The sequence below is a fragment of the Pseudomonas sp. R4-35-07 genome, from assembly GCF_003852235.1.
In the GTDB taxonomy this organism is placed as follows: Bacteria; Pseudomonadota; Gammaproteobacteria; order Pseudomonadales; family Pseudomonadaceae; genus Aquipseudomonas.
Genome location: NZ_CP027732.1, coordinates 1,645,506 through 1,667,797 on the forward strand (window position 1 = coordinate 1,645,506; position 22,292 = coordinate 1,667,797).

General features: G+C 60.7%; 13 protein-coding genes and 1 pseudogene. 6 read left to right on the plus strand and 8 right to left on the minus strand.

Features of this window, described 5'->3' with window-relative positions:
* The first annotated feature begins 38 nt into the window (after nt 1-38).
* Nucleotides 39-3,326 carry a DEAD/DEAH box helicase gene (locus C4J89_RS07515; RefSeq protein ID WP_124414122.1) on the plus strand — a complete coding sequence of 1,096 codons (3,288 nt, stop codon included), beginning with the start codon at nt 39-41 and terminating at the stop codon, nt 3,324-3,326.
* A 278-nt stretch (nt 3,327-3,604) separates the two neighbouring features.
* On the opposite strand, the gene C4J89_RS07520 is transcribed toward C4J89_RS07515, so the two are convergent.
* The 3 genes from C4J89_RS07520 to mfd are packed head-to-tail and all read right to left on the minus strand — an operon-like array spanning nt 3,605 to nt 10,332.
* Complete coding sequence (locus tag C4J89_RS07520; RefSeq protein WP_124414123.1) at nt 3,605-6,295, minus strand: DEAD/DEAH box helicase; 2,691 nt, start codon at nt 6,293-6,295, stop codon at nt 3,605-3,607.
* A gap of 9 nt (nt 6,296-6,304) precedes the next feature.
* Nucleotides 6,305-6,871 (minus strand): CsiV family protein, encoded by a 567-nt coding sequence (locus tag C4J89_RS07525; RefSeq protein ID WP_124414124.1) that lies wholly within the window; start codon nt 6,869-6,871, stop codon nt 6,305-6,307.
* A gap of 11 nt (nt 6,872-6,882) precedes the next feature.
* Nucleotides 6,883-10,332, minus strand: a complete 3,450-nt coding sequence (gene mfd, locus C4J89_RS07530) for a transcription-repair coupling factor (protein WP_124414125.1) — start codon at nt 10,330-10,332, stop codon at nt 6,883-6,885.
* A gap of 340 nt (nt 10,333-10,672) precedes the next feature.
* Here mfd and C4J89_RS07535 point away from each other — a divergent pair, with 340 nt between their 5' ends.
* On the plus strand, nt 10,673-12,136 hold the full coding sequence (locus C4J89_RS07535) for a glyceraldehyde-3-phosphate dehydrogenase (protein WP_124361805.1): 1,464 nt from the start codon (nt 10,673-10,675) through the stop codon (nt 12,134-12,136).
* Between the two features lie 45 nt (nt 12,137-12,181).
* Here C4J89_RS07535 and C4J89_RS07540 read toward each other — a convergent pair.
* Nucleotides 12,182-13,513: pseudogene (locus tag C4J89_RS07540) on the minus strand (IS4 family transposase).
* A 481-nt stretch (nt 13,514-13,994) separates the two neighbouring features.
* Here C4J89_RS07540 and sthA point away from each other — a divergent pair.
* Nucleotides 13,995-15,389: a Si-specific NAD(P)(+) transhydrogenase gene (gene sthA, locus C4J89_RS07545; protein ID WP_003189670.1), complete on the plus strand. Its 1,395-nt coding sequence runs from the start codon at nt 13,995-13,997 to the stop codon at nt 15,387-15,389.
* Between the two features lie 42 nt (nt 15,390-15,431).
* Here sthA and C4J89_RS07550 read toward each other — a convergent pair whose 3' ends face one another.
* Both C4J89_RS07550 and C4J89_RS07555 read right to left on the minus strand, forming a co-directional pair.
* Nucleotides 15,432-16,154 (minus strand): glycerophosphodiester phosphodiesterase family protein, encoded by a 723-nt coding sequence (locus tag C4J89_RS07550; RefSeq protein WP_124414126.1) that lies wholly within the window; start codon nt 16,152-16,154, stop codon nt 15,432-15,434.
* Between the two features lie 44 nt (nt 16,155-16,198).
* Nucleotides 16,199-16,777: a PilZ domain-containing protein gene (locus C4J89_RS07555; protein ID WP_124361807.1), complete on the minus strand. Its 579-nt coding sequence runs from the start codon at nt 16,775-16,777 to the stop codon at nt 16,199-16,201.
* 94 nt (nt 16,778-16,871) lie between these two features.
* On the opposite strand from C4J89_RS07555, the gene C4J89_RS07560 reads away from it, so the two are divergent.
* The 3 genes from C4J89_RS07560 to C4J89_RS07570 are packed head-to-tail and all read left to right on the plus strand — an operon-like array spanning nt 16,872 to nt 20,118.
* The gene (locus tag C4J89_RS07560; protein ID WP_124366280.1) at nt 16,872-18,122 is read left to right on the plus strand and encodes a lipoprotein-releasing ABC transporter permease subunit; all 1,251 of its coding nucleotides are present in this window, start codon (nt 16,872-16,874) and stop codon (nt 18,120-18,122) included.
* A gap of 7 nt (nt 18,123-18,129) precedes the next feature.
* Entirely contained in the window at nt 18,130-18,813 is a 684-nt protein-coding gene (gene lolD, locus C4J89_RS07565; protein ID WP_164484517.1) for a lipoprotein-releasing ABC transporter ATP-binding protein LolD, read from the plus strand.
* Nucleotides 18,814-18,873: 60 nt separating this feature from the next.
* Nucleotides 18,874-20,118 (plus strand): lipoprotein-releasing ABC transporter permease subunit, encoded by a 1,245-nt coding sequence (locus tag C4J89_RS07570; protein WP_124366282.1) that lies wholly within the window; start codon nt 18,874-18,876, stop codon nt 20,116-20,118.
* A 115-nt stretch (nt 20,119-20,233) separates the two neighbouring features.
* Here C4J89_RS07570 and C4J89_RS07575 read toward each other — a convergent pair whose 3' ends face one another.
* Nucleotides 20,234-21,580: a heavy metal sensor histidine kinase gene (locus C4J89_RS07575; protein ID WP_124414127.1), complete on the minus strand. Its 1,347-nt coding sequence runs from the start codon at nt 21,578-21,580 to the stop codon at nt 20,234-20,236.
* Nucleotides 21,577-22,257 (minus strand): heavy metal response regulator transcription factor, encoded by a 681-nt coding sequence (locus tag C4J89_RS07580; protein ID WP_124414128.1) that lies wholly within the window; start codon nt 22,255-22,257, stop codon nt 21,577-21,579. Before C4J89_RS07580 ends, C4J89_RS07575 begins: the two co-directional genes overlap by 4 nt.
* Nucleotides 22,258-22,292 lie beyond the last annotated feature (35 nt).

The following is a 22,292-nucleotide window of genomic DNA, read 5'->3' on the forward strand; positions in this document are numbered from 1 at the left end:
GCTTTAAAACCCATTGCTGACCGCTAGAGTTCTGCTCCATGAATGACCTGATTGCACGTATCGTCGAATTGGATTGGCAAGCGTACTTTGAACCTCGCTCGCTGGAGCGTGGGTTTGAGTACGCTGGCGAAAATCGTCTTGAAATAAAAGAATTCGGGCATCACCGGCTGATCGCGCATTGCAGGGGCTCTGGACGTAATGTCTACACCCTGTCGATTACCCTGGAGGGTGCAACATCCCGTCGGCCGGGCATCATCTGTGTGTGTTCTTGCCCGGTGGCGATCAATTGCAAGCACGCGGCTGCGGTCTTGTTTACGTTAACTGTGCTGTACGAAGAGCTGAACGAGCCGAAGAAGCCGGTGGGTGACCGCCTGAGTTCGCAGCTCGAAAACTGGCTCGAAAGCATCCCCAAGCCCACCCCGCCGGGTGAGGCTCAGCCCAAGAACACCGGCACTTGTTTGCTGTACCAAATCACCCCCGATGTTTATTCCAGTGGCTGGTCATTGGAGGTGTACCGGGCGCGCGTGACGAAACAAGGCGAGTACAGCGATATCAAACCTCTGCACTCGATGGATGAGGTATTACGGCGTGCCCCTGGCTATATGCATGAGCTGGATACCCGCATTGGTCGATTGCTGATGTTAGGCCGATCTTATGGCAGCTATGGCAGCAGTTTTCAGTTGGCCGGTGAGACGGGGGCCGAAATTCTCCAACTGGCGTTAAAAACCCAGCGCCTGTTTCTGGAGCTGGGTGCAGGACTGGCGCTCAACCGCGGCCCGGCCCGCGCTGCTCGCTTCGATTGGGCCGTGTTGCCAGATGGCAATTACATTCCCTGCTGGATCAGCGACGGGCGTGAGTTGGACGATGTGTTGCCGCTCAAACCGCTTCACTATCTTGACCTCGACAACATGGAAATCGGGGTGCTCGAGCATGGGCTGGATGAGAACCTGGCCCTGCATCTTTGCAGCTTGCCGATGATTCCAGCTGAGCAAGTCGCGTTATTCAGTCATCGCATCAGTGCGGTGTCCAAGGTGATCCCGCCACCGCGCGAGCTGACCGAACGCGTCGTGGATACGTTAGAGCCCCAAGGATGTCTTACATTGGGAAGCGACGAAGCCTACGTTTACGGACGGTTCCACAGGGAGCACCGCGCTGCATTGGCGTTCCGCTATGACACCAGCCTGGCCAGCGGCAAGGGAACCGAGGACATCCTGTTTCTCAATGGCACCGAAACCCAGCGTATCCAACGCAAGCCTGCGGCTGAAAAAGCGCTGCGCAAGGCACTCACGAAAATCGGCTTTAAAGCGGTCAATCGCAAAAGCCGCGCGCTGCCTGAAAACGCTGGGGAAATGTTCGATCTACCCACTGATGAAGCCTGGCTGGGTTTCGTTGAAAGCGATGTGGCGGTTTTGCGTGAAGCAGGGTGGGACGTTGTCATTCAACCGGGCTTTTATTACGACGTGGACGCTGTGGACCACTGGTACGCGGATATCGAAGAAGCGTCAGGTCATGAGTGGTTCAACCTTGAGCTGGGCGTTGAGGTCAACGGCGAGCGGCACAGCCTGTTGCCCATCATGCTCGACTTGATGCGGAATCAGCCCGAGCTGCTCGATGTCGCCTACATGGCTGAGCGTGACGACGATGAGCGCGTGTTGGTCAGTTTGGGCGCGCGCACTCATACAAAGGTTGCGCTGCCTTACGGGCGCATCAAACCCCTGATGGCAACCCTCGGCGAACTCTACCTGCGCGCCCCCCAAGGTGATGCATTGCGGCTGAGCGCGCCCGATGCGGCTCGGCTCAGTCATCTGGACGCCATGCCCTTGGTGTGGCGCGGTGGCGAGCGACTGCGTGATTTCGCCCAGCGTCTCAAGGGCTCCACCCATGCCCAGGTCTCTGCCCCTGAGGGCCTGAAAGCCGAACTTCGTGGCTATCAACTCGAAGGCCTGAACTGGATGCAAACATTGCGCGAGCTGGAAGTCGGCGGGATTCTTGGGGATGACATGGGCCTGGGCAAAACCCTACAAACCCTTGCGCACCTGCTCTTGGAAAAACAGGCAGGTCGATTGCAAATGCCCGCGTTAGCCGTAATGCCTACCAGCCTGATCCCGAACTGGATCGACGAAGCCGTACGGTTCACGCCACAGCTCAGAGTCCTGGCGCTGCACGGTGCACAGCGTCAGGCTGACTTCACGCGCTTGACCGATTACGACCTGGTACTCACCACCTACGCGCTGTTGCCCCGAGACCTTGAGGTCCTGCAGCCGCAGCGCTGGAGCGTGCTGATTCTCGACGAAGCGCAAAATATCAAGAATCCCAACAGCAAGGCGGCCCAGGCCGCTCGCCAACTGGATGCCGGCCAGCGGCTGTGCCTGAGCGGGACGCCGTTGGAAAACCATTTGGGCGAACTCTGGTCGCTGTTTCACTTCCTGTTGCCGGGATGGCTGGGCGATAGTAAAACCTTCAATCGCGATTACCGCACGCCGATTGAAAAGCACGGCAATGCACAACGCATGCAGCACCTGACGGCGAGGATCAAACCCTTCCTGTTGCGCCGCAAAAAAGAACAGGTGGCCACCGAGCTGCCGCCCAAGACCGAGATCGTGCACTGGGTGGACTTGAGTGACGCCCAGCGTGACGTGTATGAAACCGTGCGTGTGGCGATGGACAAGAAGGTTCGCGATGAGATCACCCGGCATGGTGTCGCCCGCAGCCAAATCATAATTCTCGAAGCGCTGCTCAAGTTGCGCCAGGTCTGCTGCGACTTGCGCCTGGTCAAGACTGCACCCGCCTCCAAACTGGCCCGGGCCGGTACTGGCAAACTCGGCAGTTTGATGGAGATGCTCGAAGAGTTGCTCAGCGAGGGGCGGCGCGTCCTGCTCTTTTCGCAGTTCACCTCGATGCTGGCATTAATCGAAGAGGAGCTGAAGCAGCGTCAGGTCGACTATTCAATCCTGACCGGTGAAACCCTGGACCGGCGCACACCGGTGAAGGATTTCCAGGACGGCAAGACGCCGTTGTTCCTGATCAGTCTGAAAGCGGGCGGAACCGGCTTGAACTTGACGGCCGCGGATACGGTGATTCATTACGACCCCTGGTGGAACCCGGCCGTGGAAAACCAGGCCACCGACCGTGCTTACAGGATCGGGCAGGATAAACCGGTATTCGTCTACAAGATGATTGCCCGAGGTACGGTGGAAGAAAAGATTCAGGCGTTGCAATTGGAAAAGGCAGCGCTGGCCGACGGTGTGCTTGAAGGGGGCGCCAGTGCGGGCTGGAAGCTGGAGCAGCGGGATATCGAGGCGCTGTTTGCGCCGTTGCCTGGCTAACGACCGCGGCGCGCCCTTCGCGGGCAAGCCCACTCCCACATTTGACCGCTTTTCTTCAGGGTGAACGCGGTCAAGTGTGAAAGGGGGCTCGCGCTAATGCAAGTCAGTTAAGGCTTTTTGTAGGAGCGAGCTTGCTCGCGAAAAACGTCAACGATAACGCGTGCTTCCCGAATAAACGCGGTGCCTGTGAGTTTTTCGCGAGCAAGCTCGCTCCTACAGACGGTGGTGTACGCTTAACTGACTGGCATTAGGGCTTGCCCCCGATGGCGATCCGACAGTCAGCGCTTCTCTTGCTTATTCGGCAGCGGTGCAAACAACGCTTCAATATCCTCATTACCCAACTGCCAATCCCCGGTCGAACGCCCATCCAGCACACCCGCCGCGAGGTCGGATTTTTCCTTCTGCAAGTGCTGGATTTTCTCCTCCACCGTGCCTCGGGCAATCATCTTGTAAACGAACACTGGCTTCTCTTGCCCGATGCGGTAGGCACGGTCGGTGGCCTGGTTTTCGGTTGCCGGGTTCCACCAGGGGTCGTAGTGGATCACGGTGTCGGCTTCGGTCAGGTTCAGGCCGACGCCGCCGGCTTTCAGGCTGATCAGAAAAATCTGCAGCTTGCCGCTCTGGAAGTCCTTCACCGGTGTGCGCCGATCGCGGGTCTGGCCGGTCAGCAGGGCGTAGGCGATTTTGCGCTGCTTGAGTTCAGCCTCGATCAGACTCAGCATCGAGGTGAACTGCGAGAACAGCAGGATCCGCCGGCCCTCGGCAAACAATTCATCGAGCATCTGCATCAAGCTGTCGAGCTTGCCCGAGCTGCTGCCGCGGGCGGGCAGGGCGGCATCGTTGACCAGGCGCAAATCGCAGCACACCTGGCGCAGTTTGAGCAGTGCCTCAAGGATGATGATCTGGCTGCGTGCCACGCCCTTGCGGGTGATCTCGTCGCGGACCTTTTTATCCATGGCCAGGCGCATGGTTTCATACACGTCGCGCTGCGCTTCGTTAAGGTCGACCCAGTGGATAATCTCGGTCTTGGGCGGCAGTTCCGTTGCCACCTGTTCCTTGGTGCGGCGCAGCAGGAACGGCTTGATCCGGCCGTTGAGGTGCTGCAATCGCACCTCACTGGCGCGTTTTTCAATCGGGACGCGGTAATCGCGGTTGAAGCTTTTCACATCGCCGAGCCAGCCCGGCAACAGGAAGTGGAACAACGACCATAACTCGCCCAGGTGGTTTTCCAGCGGCGTGCCGCTCAGGCACAGGCGCTGCCGCGCATTCAGCTCGCGGGCCGCTTGCGCCGCCTTGCTGGTGGGGTTCTTGATGTACTGGGCTTCATCGAGGATCAGCACATGCAAGGGCAGGGCGGCGAGGGTGTCGATGTCCTTGGGCAGCAGCGCGTAGGTGGTCAACAGCAGGTCATAATCCTGCAGATTGGCGAAATGTTTCTTACGCCCTGCGCCGTACAGCGCCTGCACCCGCAATTGCGGAGTGAAATGCGCGGCCTCATCCAGCCAATTGGGGATCAGGCTGGTAGGCATGACCACCATGCACGGTCGATTCAGCCGTCCTGCATTTTTCTCCATAAGAATATGCGCCAGGGTCTGCAAGGTTTTACCCAGGCCCATGTCGTCCGCGAGAATCCCGCCCACCTCCAATTGGCGCAGCGACTGCATCCAGCTCAGGCCTTCCAGCTGGTAAGGGCGCAAGGTTGCATTCAAACCTTCAGGCGCCACGCAGGTGAAATCCTTGATGTCCCGCAGGCGCTGGGCGAAGTTGCGGATTTTCTCGCCGCCTTCCCATTGCAGCGGCAGGTCTTCCAGCGGGTTCAAGCGGACCGCATCGGCCTTGGCCAGGCGCAATGTGGTGGTGCCGGGTTCCTGCAGGTAGAACTCGCCGAGGGTCGCCAGTACCGGCTTCAATCGCCCGTAGGGCAGCGCCACTTGCAGCGGACCGTGGCCGTTGGGCAGGCCGGGAATGTTCACCAGGATCAATTCATCATCGCGGCGCCGCGCGAGTTTTTCCGGGTTGAGGATCTCGGTGTGGGAACGCATCAGGTTCAGCAGGATAGGCAGCAGGCTCAGCCGTTCGCCGTTGACGATGATGCCCAGCTCCAGATCGAACCAGTCACGCTCGGGTGCTTCATCGACGCTGGCGTACCAGTCGTCCACCGGGCTGAGGTCAAAACCGAAATCTTCATCGATTTGCAGCTCCCAACCCTCGGCCCGCAGTGCAGGGGACGCGTTGAGGGTGAAATTCAACCAGGCGCTGTCATTGACCATCTCGAACAGCTCGCCGGCGCTTTCCGGCAGGGCCTTGCTCTGGCGCGTGGCGATCTTGAACCCGAGCAAGCGCAAGTGTTCGCGATAAGGCTGTTCCAGTTCGGGATGGCGCTTGATGCGCAGGCTCTGGGTTTCCTGGCGCACGATGATATCGGCGTTCTTTTGCCCGCTGACATAGTTGCCCAGATAGTTGAACGACAGCGCCGCGCGATGCTGGATGTAACGCTGCATCTTGCCATTGCGCGGTTCGAACGCGCTGAACTCCACACTGGCCAGCCACAGGCGCGGCACAGGGCGTACATCCTCCATGACCACCTGCGGCAGCACCACGCGGTTATCCAATACCGCCTGCAATTTTCCCAGCAGCTCGGCATCCTGAGCCGCCGCCGGGTAGGCCAGGGTTTCCTGCACCTTGAGCAGCACCGCAGCAATATGTTTGCAATTGGTGTGCACCGGGCAGGTACAGCGGCTGTCCACCAGAATCAGCATGCCCTTGGCCGATTCGCGCAACGAAATGGTCTGCCGGTAGACGTTGCCGCCCGACCCTTCGCAACTGGCGGTGATGGTGCTGTCGCCGGATTCGACGATGCGCACCCGATTCTCCAGCGCGTAACGCCGCCCGCGCTCCAGGCTCTGCTCTTTGAAGCGATTGGCCCACGAAGGGGCCAGGGGTTTGGTCAGCGACGCTGTCAGGGGCATGGCGCGGGATCAGTCCTGCATGTCGGGCGGTGGTGCGCTGGGGGGCTTGGCGGTCAGCGAAGTGATCTTGATCAGCAGCGCCAGGTGGCCGCCATCCAGGTAATTGAGCTGATTGTTTTTGGTGCGCACGTCTTTCTGGCTCAGGTGTTCGCTGGCGATCACGCTGCCGTTGCTGTCGAACTGGTTGATCCAGAAGTCGGCGTCGATATCAGTGAAGCGACCCAGTTGCAAATTCAGTACGCCCTCGATCGGGAATTGGCCGAATTGCTCCTGGCCGTCGGTGATCGCGATCTTCACTGGCTGTTCGCCGAGGCTCTGTTCCCAGGCCTTGTGCGCAAGCACAGTGTAGTTGGAATCGGCGCGCAGTTTCTCGACGATAGTGCCCAGGCGCGGCGGGCTCATTAGCTCGCCCAGGCGCTGCGCACCGCCATCCCAGTTTTCTGGCGCGGCGCGGCTGTTGATCACCGGCTCTGCATTCTGGCGCACCAGGATCATCTCCACCTGGTAGGGGCTGTCGGCAAAGGCCGAAGGCGCGAATACCAGCAACAGCAGGCTCAGAATGCGGAACACGCGCATGGAGGCGTCCTTCAAGCAGATTTCGGAATGAGGCGCTCAAACAGCGCCTCCAGGGTATTGAAGCGTTCTTCGGCACGTTCCATCGGTACCATGAACTTGAACAGCGTAGCGCCTTCGAACTTGTAGCGGTTGGGCTGGCCCTGGATCAGCTTGATCAGCACCAACGGGTCCACCGGCGTTTGCGCTTCGAATTCGATACGCCCGCCTTGCGGCCCCGCGTCGACTTTCTTGATGCCCAGCTGTTCGGCCTGCAATTTGAGCAGGGTCAGGCGCACCAGGTTCTTGGTCGGTTCCGGCAACAGGCCGAAGCGGTCGATCATTTCCACCTGCAAGTCCTTCAGGCCTTCTTCGTCGGTGGCCGAAGCGATGCGCTTGTACAGGATCAGCCGCGCGTGCACGTCCGGCAGGTAGGCTTCGGGGATCAACGCCGGCAAGCGCAGGTTGATTTCCGGGCCACCGCCCAACGGTTGGTCGAGGTTCGGCTGTTCGCCCTTGCGAATGGCTTTCACCGCGCGCTCGAGCATTTCCATATAAAGGGTGAAACCCACGGCCTGGATCTGCCCGCTCTGGCCGTCGCCGAGCAATTCGCCGGCGCCGCGAATTTCCAGGTCGTTGGTGGCCAGCACGAAGCCGGCGCCGAGGTCCTGGGTGTTGGCGATCGCTTCCAGGCGTTTTTCCGCGTCGGACGTGATCTGTTGGCGTGGTGGCGTCAACAGGTAGGCGTAGGCCTGGTGGTGACTGCGCCCGACCCGGCCGCGCAATTGATGCAGTTGGGCCAGGCCGAACTTGTCGGCGCGTTCGATGATGATGGTGTTGGCGCTGGGTACGTCGATACCGGTCTCGATGATGGTCGAGGCGATGAGCACGTTGAAACGCTTGTGGTAGAAGTCACTCATCACCTGTTCGAGTTCGCGCTCACGCATCTGCCCATGGCCGATGGCGATGCGGGCCTCCGGCACCAGTTCGGCGAGGTCGGCGGCGCACTTCTCGATGGTTTTTACGTCGTTGTGCAGGTAATACACCTGACCACCGCGCAGCAATTCGCGCAGCAGCGCTTCCTTGACCGTGCTTTTGTTCTGCTCCATCACGAAGGTGCGTACCGACAGCCGGCGTGCCGGTGGCGTGGCGATGATCGACAGGTCGCGCATGCCCGACACCGCCATGTTCAACGTACGCGGAATCGGCGTGGCAGTGAGGGTGAGGATGTCGACTTCGCTGCGCAGGGCCTTGAGCTGTTCTTTCTGGCGCACGCCGAAGCGGTGCTCTTCGTCGATGATGACCAGGCCCAGGTTCTTGATCTTCACATCGTCCGAGAGCAGTTTGTGCGTGCCGATCACGATGTCGATCTTGCCTTCGGCAAGGTCGGCAATGGCGGCATTCACTTCCTTGGCGGACTTGAAACGGCTCATCACTTCCACGCTCACCGGCCAGTCGGCAAAGCGGTCGCGGAAGCTGTTGTAGTGCTGCTGGGCGAGCAGGGTAGTTGGCACCAGGATCGCCACCTGCTTGCCGCCATGCACCGCAATGAAGGCCGCGCGCATCGCCACTTCGGTCTTGCCGAAGCCGACATCGCCACACACCAGGCGGTCCATCGGCTTTGGCGCGAGCATGTCGGCGCGCACGGCGTCGATGGTGGTTTGCTGGTCGGGGGTTTCTTCGAAGGCGAAGCCGGCGCTGAAGGTGGCGTAGTCGGCTTTCGGGTCGGCGAACGCATAGCCTTCGCGGGCCGCACGGCGGGCGTAGATGTCGAGCAGTTCGGCGGCGACGTCGCGCACCTGTTCGGCGGCCTTGCGCTTGGCTTTTTGCCAGGTCTCCGAGCCCAGGCGGTGCAATGGCGCCAGGGCGTCATCGCTGCCGGTGTAGCGCGCGATCAAGTGCAGGCTGGCCACCGGCACGTAGAGCTTGGCGCCCTCGGCGTATTCCATGGTGAGGAATTCGGCGGCCTGGTTGTCGATTTCCAGGGTCTGCAAGCCGAGGTAGCGGCCCACACCGTGGTCGATGTGCACCACCGGCGCGCCTTCACGCAACTCGGTGAGGTTCTTGATCACCGCGTCATTGTTGACGTCGGCGCGTTTTTCACGGCGGCGACGCTGCATCACTCGCTGGCCGAACAGCGGGCTTTCGGCGATCAGCGCCAGGGCCGGGTCGTCCAGCAACAAGCCTTCGTCCAGAGGCGCGATGGTGATCGCCAGGCGCTCTTTGCTTTTTACGAAATCCGGCCAGCTATCGACGGTCTTCGGGCGCAGCTTGAGGCGTTCGAGCAGCTCCAGCAGGACTTCGCGACGCCCGGCGGATTCGGCGGTGAACAGCACGCGGCCAGGGAAATCGCCGAGGAAGTTGGACAGCGCTTCCAGCGGTTGCGTGGCTTTGGCCTGGATCGCCAGGTCCGGCAGCGTGCTTGCCGGGAAACGCTCGCGGCCGCTGCCGGCGTCCACATCCTGCTGGCTGGCGACCACGCGTGGCCAGTTTTTCAGGCGGGCGAAGCAATCTTCCACCGGCAGGAACAGTTCGCCAGGCGGTAATAACGGCCGGGACGGGTCAACGCGGCGCTCTTCATAGCGGTTGCGCACATCGTTCCAGAAGTTTTCCGCAGCCTGTTCGATGCCCGGCAGCGAAAACACCTGGGTGTCCTGGGGCAGGTAGTCGAAGAGGGTGGAGGTTTCGTCGAAGAACAGCGGCAGGTAGTACTCGATACCGGCCGGTGTAATCCCGCTGCTCAGGTCCTGGAAGATCGGGCAGCGGCGGAAGTCCACGTCGAAGCGCTCGCGAAAGCGTGCCTTGAAGCGCGTGACCGCATCTTTTTGCAGCGGGAACTCCCGCGCCGGCAGCAGCTTGATCGACTCGACCTTGTCGATGGAGCGCTGGTTTTCCGGGTCGAAGGTACGCAGGGTCTCGATTTCGTCATCGAACAGGTCGATGCGATACGGCAACTTGCTGCCCATCGGGAACAGGTCGATCAATGCGCCGCGTACGGTGAATTCGCCGTGTTCGTACACCGTGTCGACATAGCGGTAGCCGGTGGCCTCCAGGCGCGTGCGCATCTGCTCCACGTCGAGTTTCTGGCCGACATCCAGCACCAGGCTGCTGCCCAGCAGGAATTTGGTCGGCGCCAGGCGATGCAGGGCCGTGGTGATCGGCACCACCAGCACGCCGTGGGCCAGTTCCGGCAAACGGTACAGGCTGGCGATGCGCTGGGAAATGATGTCCTGGTGCGGCGAGAACAGGTCGTAGGGCAGGGTTTCCCAGTCGGGAAAGTGCAGCACCGGCAAATCGGGGGCGAAGAAGCTCAGCTCCTGCTCCAACCGCTCGGCGCTTTGGCTGTCGGCGGTGAGCAGCAGGGTAAAGCGCTTGGCTGCGCTGGCAGCCTCGGCAATGGCCAGGCTCAGGGCGGCACCGGGCAGGTTGCCCCAGTGCTGTTTACCTGCCGCGGCAGGGAGTAGCGGTAGACGCAGAACGGGCACGGAAGGTTGAGCTCCAAGCGTTGCGACAAAGTCGGTAATTGTAGCGGCCAGAGGTGCCGCCTGTCAGTTGCTGACTGTGCCTATTACGGTTTGTTGGAAATGTAGTGGCTAAGACAAACAATCGTCGGTTTTGACTCAATATGTAGTGCCAAAATACGCGAATGTTTAGGAGGGTTACGGACAAGTCGAGCTGCTCGGCAAACTAGTGGCCTTCTGGAACCCGCGTATTTCCTGGGCTGTAGCGGGGTGGTATTTTTTTGCAAGGGTTTTTTGTTGCCTGTCGCGCATTGCTCAACGGGCAGTCGGGCGACATAATGTAGCCCCTTTTTTCTGCCCCTACATGTGGAAGGTTCCCGTGACTCAGAAGCCCGACCAGTGTCTTGGTGAATGGATCGACCGTGAAGCACTCGCAGAAGCGATGATCCCGCTTATCGGCCAGCTGTACCGCAATAACAATGTGGTGAGCTCGATCTATGGCCGCAGCCTGATCAATCAGTCCGTCATCGCGATTCTCAAGGCTCACCGCTTTGCGCGTCACCGTTCCGCCGACGACAGCGAACTCTCCGTCCACGAAACATTCCCACTGCTCAAGGCCATGAGCGAACTCAAGCTCGGCGCGGCGTCGGTGGACCTGGGCAAGTTGGCGTACAAATTCCGTAAAGAAGGCGCCGGCCGTAGTGCCGAGCAGTTCGTGCGTGAAGAAATGGCCGACGTGGTCGGCCAGCAAAACGCCGCTGCCCGCAAAGGCACCGACGTTGTGCTGTACGGCTTCGGTCGTATCGGCCGTCTGCTGGCGCGCATCCTGATCGAAAAAACCGGCGGCGGCGACGGCCTGCGCCTGCGGGCCATCGTGGTGCGCAAAGGCGCCGAAAACGACCTGACCAAGCGCGCCAGCCTGTTGCGTCGCGACTCGGTCCATGGCCCGTTCAACGGCACCATCGTCATCGACGAAGAAAACAACACCATCACCGCCAACGGTAACCTGATCCAGGTGATCTACGCGAAGAACCCGTCCGAGGTGGATTACACCCAGTACGGCATCAAGGACGCCCTGCTGGTGGACAACACCGGCGTATGGCGTGATGCCGAGGGCCTGGGCCAGCACCTGGCCTGCCCGGGTGTTGACCGTGTTGTGCTGACCGCGCCTGGCAAAGGCAAGCTGAAGAACATCGTGCACGGCATCAACCACACTGAAATCACCGCTGACGACAAGATCGTGTCCGCCGCTTCCTGCACCACCAACGCCATCGTGCCGGTGCTCAAGGCAGTGAACGACAAGTTTGGTATCGTCAACGGCCACGTTGAAACCGTTCACTCGTACACCAACGACCAGAACCTGATCGACAACTTCCACAAAGGCGACCGCCGTGGCCGCAGCGCCGCGCTGAACATGGTGATCACCGAGACCGGCGCCGCCACCGCTGCCGCCAAGGCCCTGCCTGAACTGGCCGGCAAGCTGACCGGTAACGCGATCCGTGTGCCGACGCCAAACGTGTCGATGGCCATTCTCAACCTGAACCTTGAGAAAGCCGCCACCCGTGAAGAGATGAACGAGTACCTGCGCTACATGGCGCTGCACTCCGATCTGCATAAGCAAATCGACTTCGTCAATTCCCAGGAAGTGGTGTCCACCGACTTCGTCGGCTCGCGCCACGCCGGTGTGGTAGACGCCGAAGCGACCATCAGCCAGGACAACCGCGTTGTGCTGTACGTGTGGTACGACAACGAGTTCGGCTACAGCTGCCAGGTGGTTCGCGTGATGGAAGACATGGCTGGGGTTAACCCGCCGGCGTTTCCGCGCTAAGCATCAGCGGTAAATGAAAAAGCCCCGGCTGGTTCGTAATGCTGTTCACTTAAGCGGAGCAGCATTGCGATCCACTGGAAATCGGGTTTTTGAGATCTTCACCGTCCTCGGCCTTGCAGGTCTGGGGCGGTGATCCAGAAACAAGCTGCTGATACCCTTCTTTAGTTCGGCCAAGCGTCTGCCTGTGGCTGATACCGGATTGGCTGCCGCCATCACGATCAACTGCACGGCGATATACTGGCAAACGGGCTTAAAGCGTATGTCCGACGGAGCTCGACCAAACGCTACCGCTGCTTGACCGGCCTCCCGGCGAATCACGTTGTAAGCGAGTAAAAGCCCCCAGACCTCCTGATAGACCAAGTCGATTTTTTACTGCGCAAGGTCACGGCATTCTGCTGCATAGAGCTTTTGATATCCCTAAAGCCCAATTCGATTTCCCAGCGTTCCTGATAAAGTTTGGCAACGACCTTGGTGCTGTAGGTGTTGGCTGGTAACGACGTCATGACAGATTTTTAATCTGCCTTGGATTTCATAGCTGACTTCGCGGGCTTCCCAGTGGGTGCCAAGAGCCGGATTTCTCTTTCTGGCTTGCGGTGAGACCTTCATGCGCACCAAGCGGTCGTGCTCGCCGTAACGGATCACTTCTTCACAGACCATGCCTTTTTTGGCGGGAATCAACCAATGACGGTGGGTTCCGGTGTTACTCAGGCTCAACAGCATTTCTGCGCCCCAAAATCCTTTATCGAATAGCGTCACGGAGTGGTCGGGGACTTGCTGCAAAAACTCGTCGGCCAAGCGCATTTCACTGCGCCGGTAAGGCCCTAATTGTGCATCCAGGATTAAGTGCGAACGCACGTTCATCAGCGCTACCAAGCGCATCATGGGGAAGGGAGTCTGACGATCACTGGGCGTATTTCCTGACCCGAAATGATCTCGAAGCTCGGGTGTGTCCGGCGTGCGCAAGAGCGCACCGTCCACCGCGAAGACCTGCAAACCGTGCCAGTCGTCCTCGTCGTAGCGCTCCAAGCCCCATTGAGTGCCGGTTTTACGGAATAACCACTCAACGGGATCGGCCCCTAGTCGCTTGCGGGCTTCAGTGACGCCGCTTCGGGCCAACAAGTGGTCGGAGGCGAGGCCTTGAGCGCAAATGTTCAACCGTCTAGCGACCTCATGGACAGGCTCATCACGAAACAACGCCATGCCAAGCACCAACCAAAGCACCTGATCGGCGGGCAAGCGACGCCGACGAATAGTGGCCTGACTGGATAGATCCAGCGCAGACGCAACCCATTCAATGGGGATGTTCTGGGTGAAAGTGCTTAGGTCGCAGAAGTTGAAAAGGTCGCCGAGGTCGAGCAGGTCCTGTTGAACAGACATAAAAAAATCCGATGCCAGAGGTCTGGCATCGGATTTTCTAGGAAGCCCCGCTTTAGCTCAAATGCTTAAGTGAACAGCATTACGGCTGGTTCGGGGCTTTTTTATGCCTGTGGGTTTTGTGGTGCGAGTGAGGGCCTCATCGGGGGCAAGCCCCTCCCACATTTGAATGTATTCGCAAATCAAACTGTGGGAGGGGGCTTGCCCCCGATAGCGGTAGTCCAGCCACAACTTCAACAACTGACACCATCAGCAAAACAGTTGCCGCATAATGCTCATCCCGAAATCGACGCTGATTAGCGGCCTGTTAGTATGGCAAGACTGGCCTATGACGCGACCAAGGGTTAATGTGCGCGGCGTTGAGCCTTATATAGACTGTGCCCCGGTTCACACACTTGAGCCAAATTGTCCTTCATGCCCGCTGGCCGCGGCATGATTTAGCCAGGCGTCCAACCGTACGCCTGGCCTGTTCTGAGGAGTACGCATGGCTGTCTACAACTACGACGTGGTGGTACTGGGTTCCGGCCCGGCTGGAGAAGGCGCGGCGATGAACGCTGCGAAGGCAGGGCGCAAGGTGGCGATGGTCGATAGCCGTCGCCAGGTCGGCGGTAACTGCACCCACCTGGGTACCATCCCGTCCAAGGCGTTGCGTCACTCCGTGCGCCAGATCATGCAGTTCAACACCAACCCGATGTTCCGGGCCATCGGCGAGCCGCGCTGGTTCTCGTTTCCGGACGTGTTGAAGAGCGCTGAAAAGGTCATCTCCAAGCAAGTCGCTTCGCGTACCGGCTACTACGCCCGTAACCGCGTCGACCTGTTCTTCGGCACCGGCAGCTTCGCCGACGAGCAAACCGTCGAAGTGGTCTGCGCCAACGGCGTGGTCGAGAAGCTGGTGGCCAAGCACATCATCATCGCCACCGGTTCGCGCCCGTATCGCCCGGCGGACATCGATTTTCACCATCCGCGTATCTACGATAGCGACACCATCCTCAGCCTGGGCCACACCCCGCGCAAACTGATCATCTACGGCGCCGGGGTGATCGGCTGCGAATACGCCTCGATCTTCAGCGGCCTGGGTGTGTTGGTGGAACTGGTAGACAACCGTGACCAGTTGCTGAGCTTCCTCGACTCGGAAATTTCCCAGGCGTTGAGCTACCACTTCAGCAACAACAACATCACCGTGCGCCACAACGAAGAGTACGAGCGCGTCGAAGGCCTGGACAACGGGGTGATCCTGCACCTCAAGTCCGGCAAGAAGATCAAGGCCGACGCCTTGCTCTGGTGCAACGGGCGTACCGGCAACACCGACAAGCTGGGCATGGAAAACATCGGGGTCAAGGTCAACAGCCGTGGCCAGATCGAGGTGGACGAGAACTACCGCACCTGCGTGCCGAACATCTACGGCGCCGGTGACGTGATCGGTTGGCCAAGCCTGGCCAGCGCCGCCCATGACCAGGGCCGTTCTGCCGCCGGCAGCATTGTCGACAACGGCAGCTGGCGCTACGTGAACGACGTGCCGACCGGGATCTACACTATTCCGGAGATCAGCTCGATCGGCAAGAACGAACACGAACTGACCAAGGCCAAGGTGCCTTACGAAGTGGGCAAGGCGTTCTTCAAGAGCATGGCGCGTGCGCAGATCGCCGGTGAGCCGCAAGGTATGCTGAAGATTCTGTTCCACCGCGAGACCCTGGAAGTGCTCGGCGTGCATTGCTTCGGCTATCAGGCGTCGGAGATCGTGCACATCGGCCAGGCAATCATGAACCAGCCCGGCGAGCAAAATACCCTGAAGTATTTTGTGAACACCACGTTCAACTACCCGACCATGGCTGAAGCCTATCGGGTAGCGGCCTACGACGGCCTCAACCGGCTTTTTTGAGCGGCTCCGGCCGGTGGCCTGAGCCGGCCGGGGAGACCGATTTCAGTAATTCCCGAGGGTGGCAGTGGCCAAACCGGGAAAGTCTGTAATCAGGCTATCTACGCCGAAGTCGGCGAGCCTGCGCATCAGCGCAGGTTCGTTGACTGTCCAAACGGATACGTGCAGGCCCTGGCGCTGGGCTTTTTCCAGCCGCTCGGGGGTGCACAACGTCCAGTTCAATGCCAGGAACTCACAACCGTAGTTCTGCGCGACCTTCAACGGGTCGAGCCAGGCGTATTCGGCCACCAGCCCGCGTGACAGGTCTGGGGTGAGGTCAACCGCCGCTTTCAACACTTCCCGTGAACTTGAGGTCACTGTGACCTTGTCCATCAGGCCAAACCGCACGGCCATCTCGCGGATCGCCAGCACGGTGGTCGCAGCGCGAGTGCGCGAAGCGCTTTTGACTTCCAGTTGCCAGTGATCGAAGTCGCACTGTTCGAACAACTCTTCCAGGCGCGGGATCGGGCATGGGTTGACCCAGCCTGGGCCGCCTTTGCGTGCGTCCATCTTCACCAGGTCCGCCGCCGAATACTCGACGACTTTGCCGCGCCGGTCAGTGGTGCGCTTGAGGGTCGGGTCGTGGATGATCATCAGCTCGCCGTCCATGGACAGGTGCAGATCCAGTTCGCAGCGGCGCACGCCGTGTTTGAGGCATTCCTGAAAGCTGGTCAGGGTGTTTTCCGGTGCTTCGCCTTTGGCACCGCGATGGCCGTAAATCAGGGTCACAATTGCTCCTTTGCGCCAGGCTCGCTGGCGTCGTGAATACGCATTCAGAGTTCGTCGCTTTGTTCTCGCGCCAGGCGACGTTCCTGGGCCTGTTTCTGCAGGATGTAGCGCGCCAGCAGCTGGCGTTGGGCATCGGTCATGGATTCGAACTCCGTGCCCACGTCAAAGCGCTCGCCCTTGGGATCGCAATGGGTCACCCGCGCGCGCAGCAGCAGGCCGAGGGCCTGGGGCATCAGCACCAGCTTGACCGCCAGGTGCGTGTCCGGGGCCAGCGCCACAGGGTGCTGGAAGTCGATGCCGCCTTCGGAAAGGATCACCGGCTGCGGCGCGCCCACCTCGCCGAGCAGCCCGCGAGCCATGACCTGGCTGAGCAGGTCCAGGCGTTTGTTCTGCACTTTGAGGAACGCCGCCAGGCTGCGGTCTTTTTCGTTGATCTGGCGCAGCAGGTGCTGGGCCTCAAATTCGCTGAGGTGCAGTTCACTGAGCAGATTGAACAGCGGCGAATCATCCAGCAACACTTCCTTGCTCGCCGCGTCGGGGGCCGACAGGGGTTTGATTTGGAGTGCGATCATGTCGTCGATACGGTAGTATTCGCGGCGCTCTTCTTCATCTAATGTCGACATGGCGAACCCCAGGTAACGGTAATGGTCTGAGTGTAAAGCTGCTGACCAGACCCCGCCACCGGGACGTCTTCTTTTCCTCCGAACAAGCCCCGACATGTTCAGACCTCTCTTCGTATTTATTGGCACGCGTTACACCCGTGCAAAGCGTCGCAATCATTTTGTGTCGTTCATTTCCCTGACCTCGATGATCGGTCTCGCCCTGGGCGTGGTCGTGATGATTGTGGTGCTGTCGGTGATGAACGGCTTCGATCATGAGATGCGCACCCGCGTGCTGGGCATGGTGCCCCACGCGACCATCGAGGGCGACGCGCCCATCAGTGACTGGCAAAGCCTGGCCGCCAAGGTCAAGCAGAACCCCAAGGTGCTGGCCGTTGCGCCGTTTACCCAGATGCAAGGGCTGCTGACCAACGACGGCAAGGTGCAGAAAATCCTGCTCAATGCCGTCGACCCGGCCCAGGAGCGCAACGTCTCGATCATCGACAAGTTCATGTTGCAGGGCAAACTCGACGATCTGGCGCCCGGCAGCTTCGGCATCGTCATCGGCGACAAGGCCGCTGCCAAGCTTGGTGTGGGCGTCGGCGACAAGCTGACCTTCGTCGCGCCGGAGGTCACCGTGACCCCGGCCGGCATGTTCCCGCGCATGAAGCGTTTTACCGTGGTCGGCACCTTCCACGTCGGCGCCGGCGAGATCGACGGCTACCTCGGCTTGACCAACCTCACGGACCTGGCGCGCCTGCATCGCTGGCAGCCGGACCAGGTGCAGGGCCTGCGCCTGAAGTTCAACGACCTGTTCGAGGCACCGCGCGGCGCCTGGGAAATCGCCCAGCACCTGGGCGAATCGCAGTATTACGCCCGCGACTGGACCCGCACCCACGGCAACCTGTACCAGGCCATCCGCATGGAAAAAGCCATGATTGGCCTGTTGTTGCTGCTGATCGTCGCCGTGGCCGCCTTCAACATCATCTCCACGCTGGTGATGGTGGTGAATGACAAGAAGGGCGACATCGCCATCCTGCGCACCCTCGGCGCCACGCCGGGGCAGATCATGGCGATCTTCATGGTGCAAGGCACGGTGATCGGCGTGGTCGGCACCCTGATCGGCACCGCCTTGGGGATTCTGGCCGCACTGAATGTCAGCGCCGCCATCGCCTTGCTTGAAAAAGTGCTCGGCCACAAGTTTCTCAACGCCGACGTCTACTTCATCGACTACTTGCCGTCTCAGGTTCAGGCCCAGGACGTGTTGATGGTGGGCGGCGCCGCGTTGGTCCTGAGTTTCCTTGCCACCCTGTATCCAGCCTGGCGCGCGGCACGCACCCAGCCCGCACAGGCATTACGTTATGAGTGAATCGGGCATGAGTGAAAAAGCAATCCTGAGCTGCCGCAACCTGGGCAAATCCTACGAGGAAGGCCCGGAATCCGTGGTGGTGCTGGCCAACCTGCAGCTTGAACTCCATCCGGGCGAGCGCGTGGCGATCGTCGGCAGTTCCGGTTCCGGCAAAAGTACCTTGCTCAACCTGTTGGGCGGCCTCGATACGCCGTCCCAGGGCAGCGTGTGGCTGGCCGGTGAAGAGCTGTCCGCCTTGAATGAAAAGGCGCGCGGCCAACTGCGCAACCGTTCGCTGGGTTTCGTGTATCAATTCCATCACCTGTTGCCGGAATTCACCGCCCTGGAAAACGTGTGCATGCCGCTGTTGATCGGCAAGACGGCGATCCCGGAGGCGCGCCAGCGTGCCACGGCCTTGCTGGAACGCGTCGGTCTCGGCCATCGCCTGGAGCACAAACCGGCCGAGCTGTCCGGCGGCGAGCGCCAGCGCGTGGCGATCGCCCGTGCCCTGGTGAACAACCCAGGTCTGGTGATGCTCGATGAGCCCACCGGTAACCTCGACTCCCACACGGCCCAGGGCATCAAGGACTTGATGCTGGAACTGAGCACCCAGATGCGCACCGCGTTCCTGGTGGTGACCCATGACATGAGCATGGCCCGTCAGATGGACCGTGTACTGCACTTGCAGGAAGGTCATCTGGTCGCTATCTGACCTGTTGCAAGCCCGTTTTTTTGAAACCGGGCTTTTTCATTTTTTCAACGGTGCCCGCGAATGTTCAGACCGTTATCGATTTTCATCGGCACGCGCTATACCCGCGCCAAGCGCCGCAACCGTTTTGTCTCGTTTATCTCGATGACCTCGATGATCGGCCTCGCCCTGGGCGTGTTGGCGATGATCGTGGTGCTTTCGGTGATGAACGGCTTCCAGCGCGAAATGAGCTCGCGCATTCTCGGCATGGTGCCCCACGCCACCATCGTGGGCGTGAACCCGATCGATGACTGGCAGCCGGTGGCCGCTGCTGCAATGAAGAACCCGCAGGTCACAGCGGCGGTACCGTTCACCCAGATGGACGGTATGTTCTCCTACAAGGGTGCGATGCAGCCGATTGAGATCAACGGCGTCGACCCGGCCCAGGAAGGCAAGGTGTCGATCGTGGCCCAGCATATCGTGCGCGGCAAACTGGAAGACTTGAAAGCCGGCGAGTTCGGCGTGGTGATCGGCGACATCACCGCGCGTCGCTTTCGGCTGAACGTGGGCGACAAACTGACGTTGATCGTTCCGGAAATCAGCACCGCGCCCGGAGGAATCACCCCCCGCATGCAGCGTTTGAACGTGGTGGGTATCTTCAAGGTGGGTGCCGAACTGGACGGCTCCATGGCCTTGATCAACAAGGCCGACGCGGCCGAAATCCAGCATTGGCAACCCAACCAGGTGCAGAGCGTACGCCTGGCAGTGACAGACCTGTACGCGGCACCCAAGGTCTCGGCCGATATCGCCGCCAGCCTCGGCGCGGCGTATAAGGCGGACGACTGGACCCACACCCAGGGCAGCCTGTTCAGCGCGATGAAAATGGAAAAGACCATGATCGGCCTGCTGTTGCTGATGATCGTCGCGGTGGCCGCTTTCAACATCATCGCCACCTTGATCATGGTGGTGAACGACAAGGGCGCGGACATCGCGATCCTGCGCACCATCGGCGCCACGCCCCGCCAGATCATGGCGATCTTCATGGTGCAGGGCACGGTGATCGGCGTTGTCGGCACCCTGATCGGCGGCGTGCTGGGGGTGATTGCGGCGCTGAACGTGAGCGAACTGGTGGGCTGGCTGGAGCGGGTGAGCGGGCAGCATATCTTCAGTTCGGATGTGTACTTCGTCAGCAACCTGCCTTCGGAGCTGCAAGGTGGGGATGTGTTGCTGATTTGCTCGGCGGGGTTTGTGTTGAGCTTTCTGGCGACCATTTACCCGGCGTATCGGGCGGCGAAGATCGAGCCGGCGCATGCGCTGAGATATTCGTAATGTTTGAGACCGCTATCGGGGGCAAGCCCCCTCCCACATTTTGCCCTCATTCTTCCTGCAAATGAGGACCACTGTGGAAGGGGGCTTGCCCCCGATAGGGCCTGCCCAGCCTGCATCAATCCCCCTGGGGCAACTCGATCACAAACCGTGTCCACCCAACCCCGGACTCACAAAAAATTCGCCCCCCATGCGCCCGCACTATCGACTGGGTAATCGCCAACCCCAGCCCCGCGTGTTCGCTGCTTCCTTCATGGCGCGCCGGGTCGGCCCGGTAGAACCGATCGAACAACCGCGGTAACAACTGCGCTGGAATGCCTTCCCCGGTGTTCTCAATCGTGAGTGTCACGCCGTCCACCATGCGTACCCGCACTTCGCCACCCGCTGGCGTAAATCGCAGCGCGTTATCGAGCAGGTTCGACAGCGCCCGACGCAACATACCGCGATCACCCATCGTATGGGCTGTACCTTCTCGCACCAGGCTGACGTGGGCGTCTTCAGCCAGCAACGCAAAAAACTCCAACAACGCCTCCACTTCATCGGCCAGCGCCAAAGGCTCGCGCTTGGGCACCAGCAAACCGTGATCGGCCTTGGCCAGGTACAGCATGTCGTTCACCAACTGCGCCATCCACTGCAGTTCCTCCAGGTTGCTGTGCAGCGCCTCGCGGTAGTCCTCCAAGGGGCGCGGCTGGGTCAGGATGACCTGGGTCTGGGTCAGCAGGTTCGACAGCGGTGTGCGCAACTCGTGGGCGATATCGGCGGAGAAGGCCGAGAGGCGCTGGAACGCGTCGTCCAGCCGGCTCAGCATGGCATTGAAGATTTGGGCCAGCTCCGCCAGTTCTGCTGGCATTTGCTGTTGCGGCAAGCGTTGCGTCAGGGAATGCGCGGACACGCCGGCGGCGACTTCACCCATGCGCCGCAATGGCCGCAACCCGCTGCGCGCCGCCCAGGCGCCGAGCAGTGCGGTGGCCAGGGCCGACAGGCCGACGGTCAGCCAGATCAGGCGTTGCATGCGTTGCAGGAAATGCTGGTGGTGGGTGATGTCGAGTATCAGGGTCAATTGCGCCGAGCCGGGTTGGTCAGGGTTCAACGGCGCGTTATACACCCGGTAGGCGGTGCCAGCGTTTTGCAGGCTATGCAGGCCGGGGGCCTCGGGCAACGCCACGCCCGGCGCATCGTCAAGCCAGCGCTGGCCGGCCGCCGTGATGCGCAAGGCGAGGTCGGGTTGATGGCTGAGGTCGGCGCGCAGTTGGGGTTCGCGCTGGGCGAAGGCGTGCGGCGAGTCGACCCCCTGCAGCGTACTGCGCAGCGCCACGAGTTTGCTGTCCAATTGCTGCTGGTCCAGCTCGATGAAATGCGCCTCGCTGGCATGGTTGAACAGCACGCCGGCCAGCAGCGAGACCACCGCGGTGCAGGCGGCAAACAGCAGCGCCAGGCGGCTGGCGAGGGACAAACGCTTGATCAAGTGAAGCGCTCCTCGAGTACATAGCCCATGCCGCGCACGGTGTGAATCAGCTTGTTGGGAAAGGCGTCATCGACCTTCAGGCGCAGGCGGCGGATCGCCACTTCGATGATGTTAGTGTCGCTGTCGAAATTCATGTCCCACACCTGCGAGGCGATCAGCGACTTGGGCAGCACTTCGCCCTGGCGGCGCAGCAGCAGCTCGAGCAGGGCGAACTCCTTGGCGGTGAGGTCGATACGCTGGCCGCTGCGCTCGACGCGGCGACGGATCAGGTCCAGGCGCAGGTCAGCCAGTTGCAGGCTGCTTTCCTGCGGTGCACTGCTGCCGCGCCGTAACAGGCTGCGTACGCGGGCGAGCAGTTCAGAAAAGGCGAAGGGCTTGACCAGGTAATCGTCGGCGCCCAGCTCCAGGCCGTGCACGCGATCCGCCACCGCGTCGCGCGCGGTCAGGAACAACACCGGAATGTCCAGGCCGGCACTGCGCACCGCTTGCAGGATTTGCCAGCCGTCGCGACCGGGTAGCATCACATCGAGGATCAATAAGTCATAGTCGCCGGTCAGCGCCAGGTGCTGCCCGCTGATACCGTCGGCCACCAGTTCGGTGGTGAACCCGGCTTCGGCCAGGCCCTGGCGCAGGTAATGGCCGGTTTTCGGTTGGTCTTCGACAATCAGCAGTTTCATGGGCGACTCTTGGCAGCGGTGGGCGCCGGGCTTTA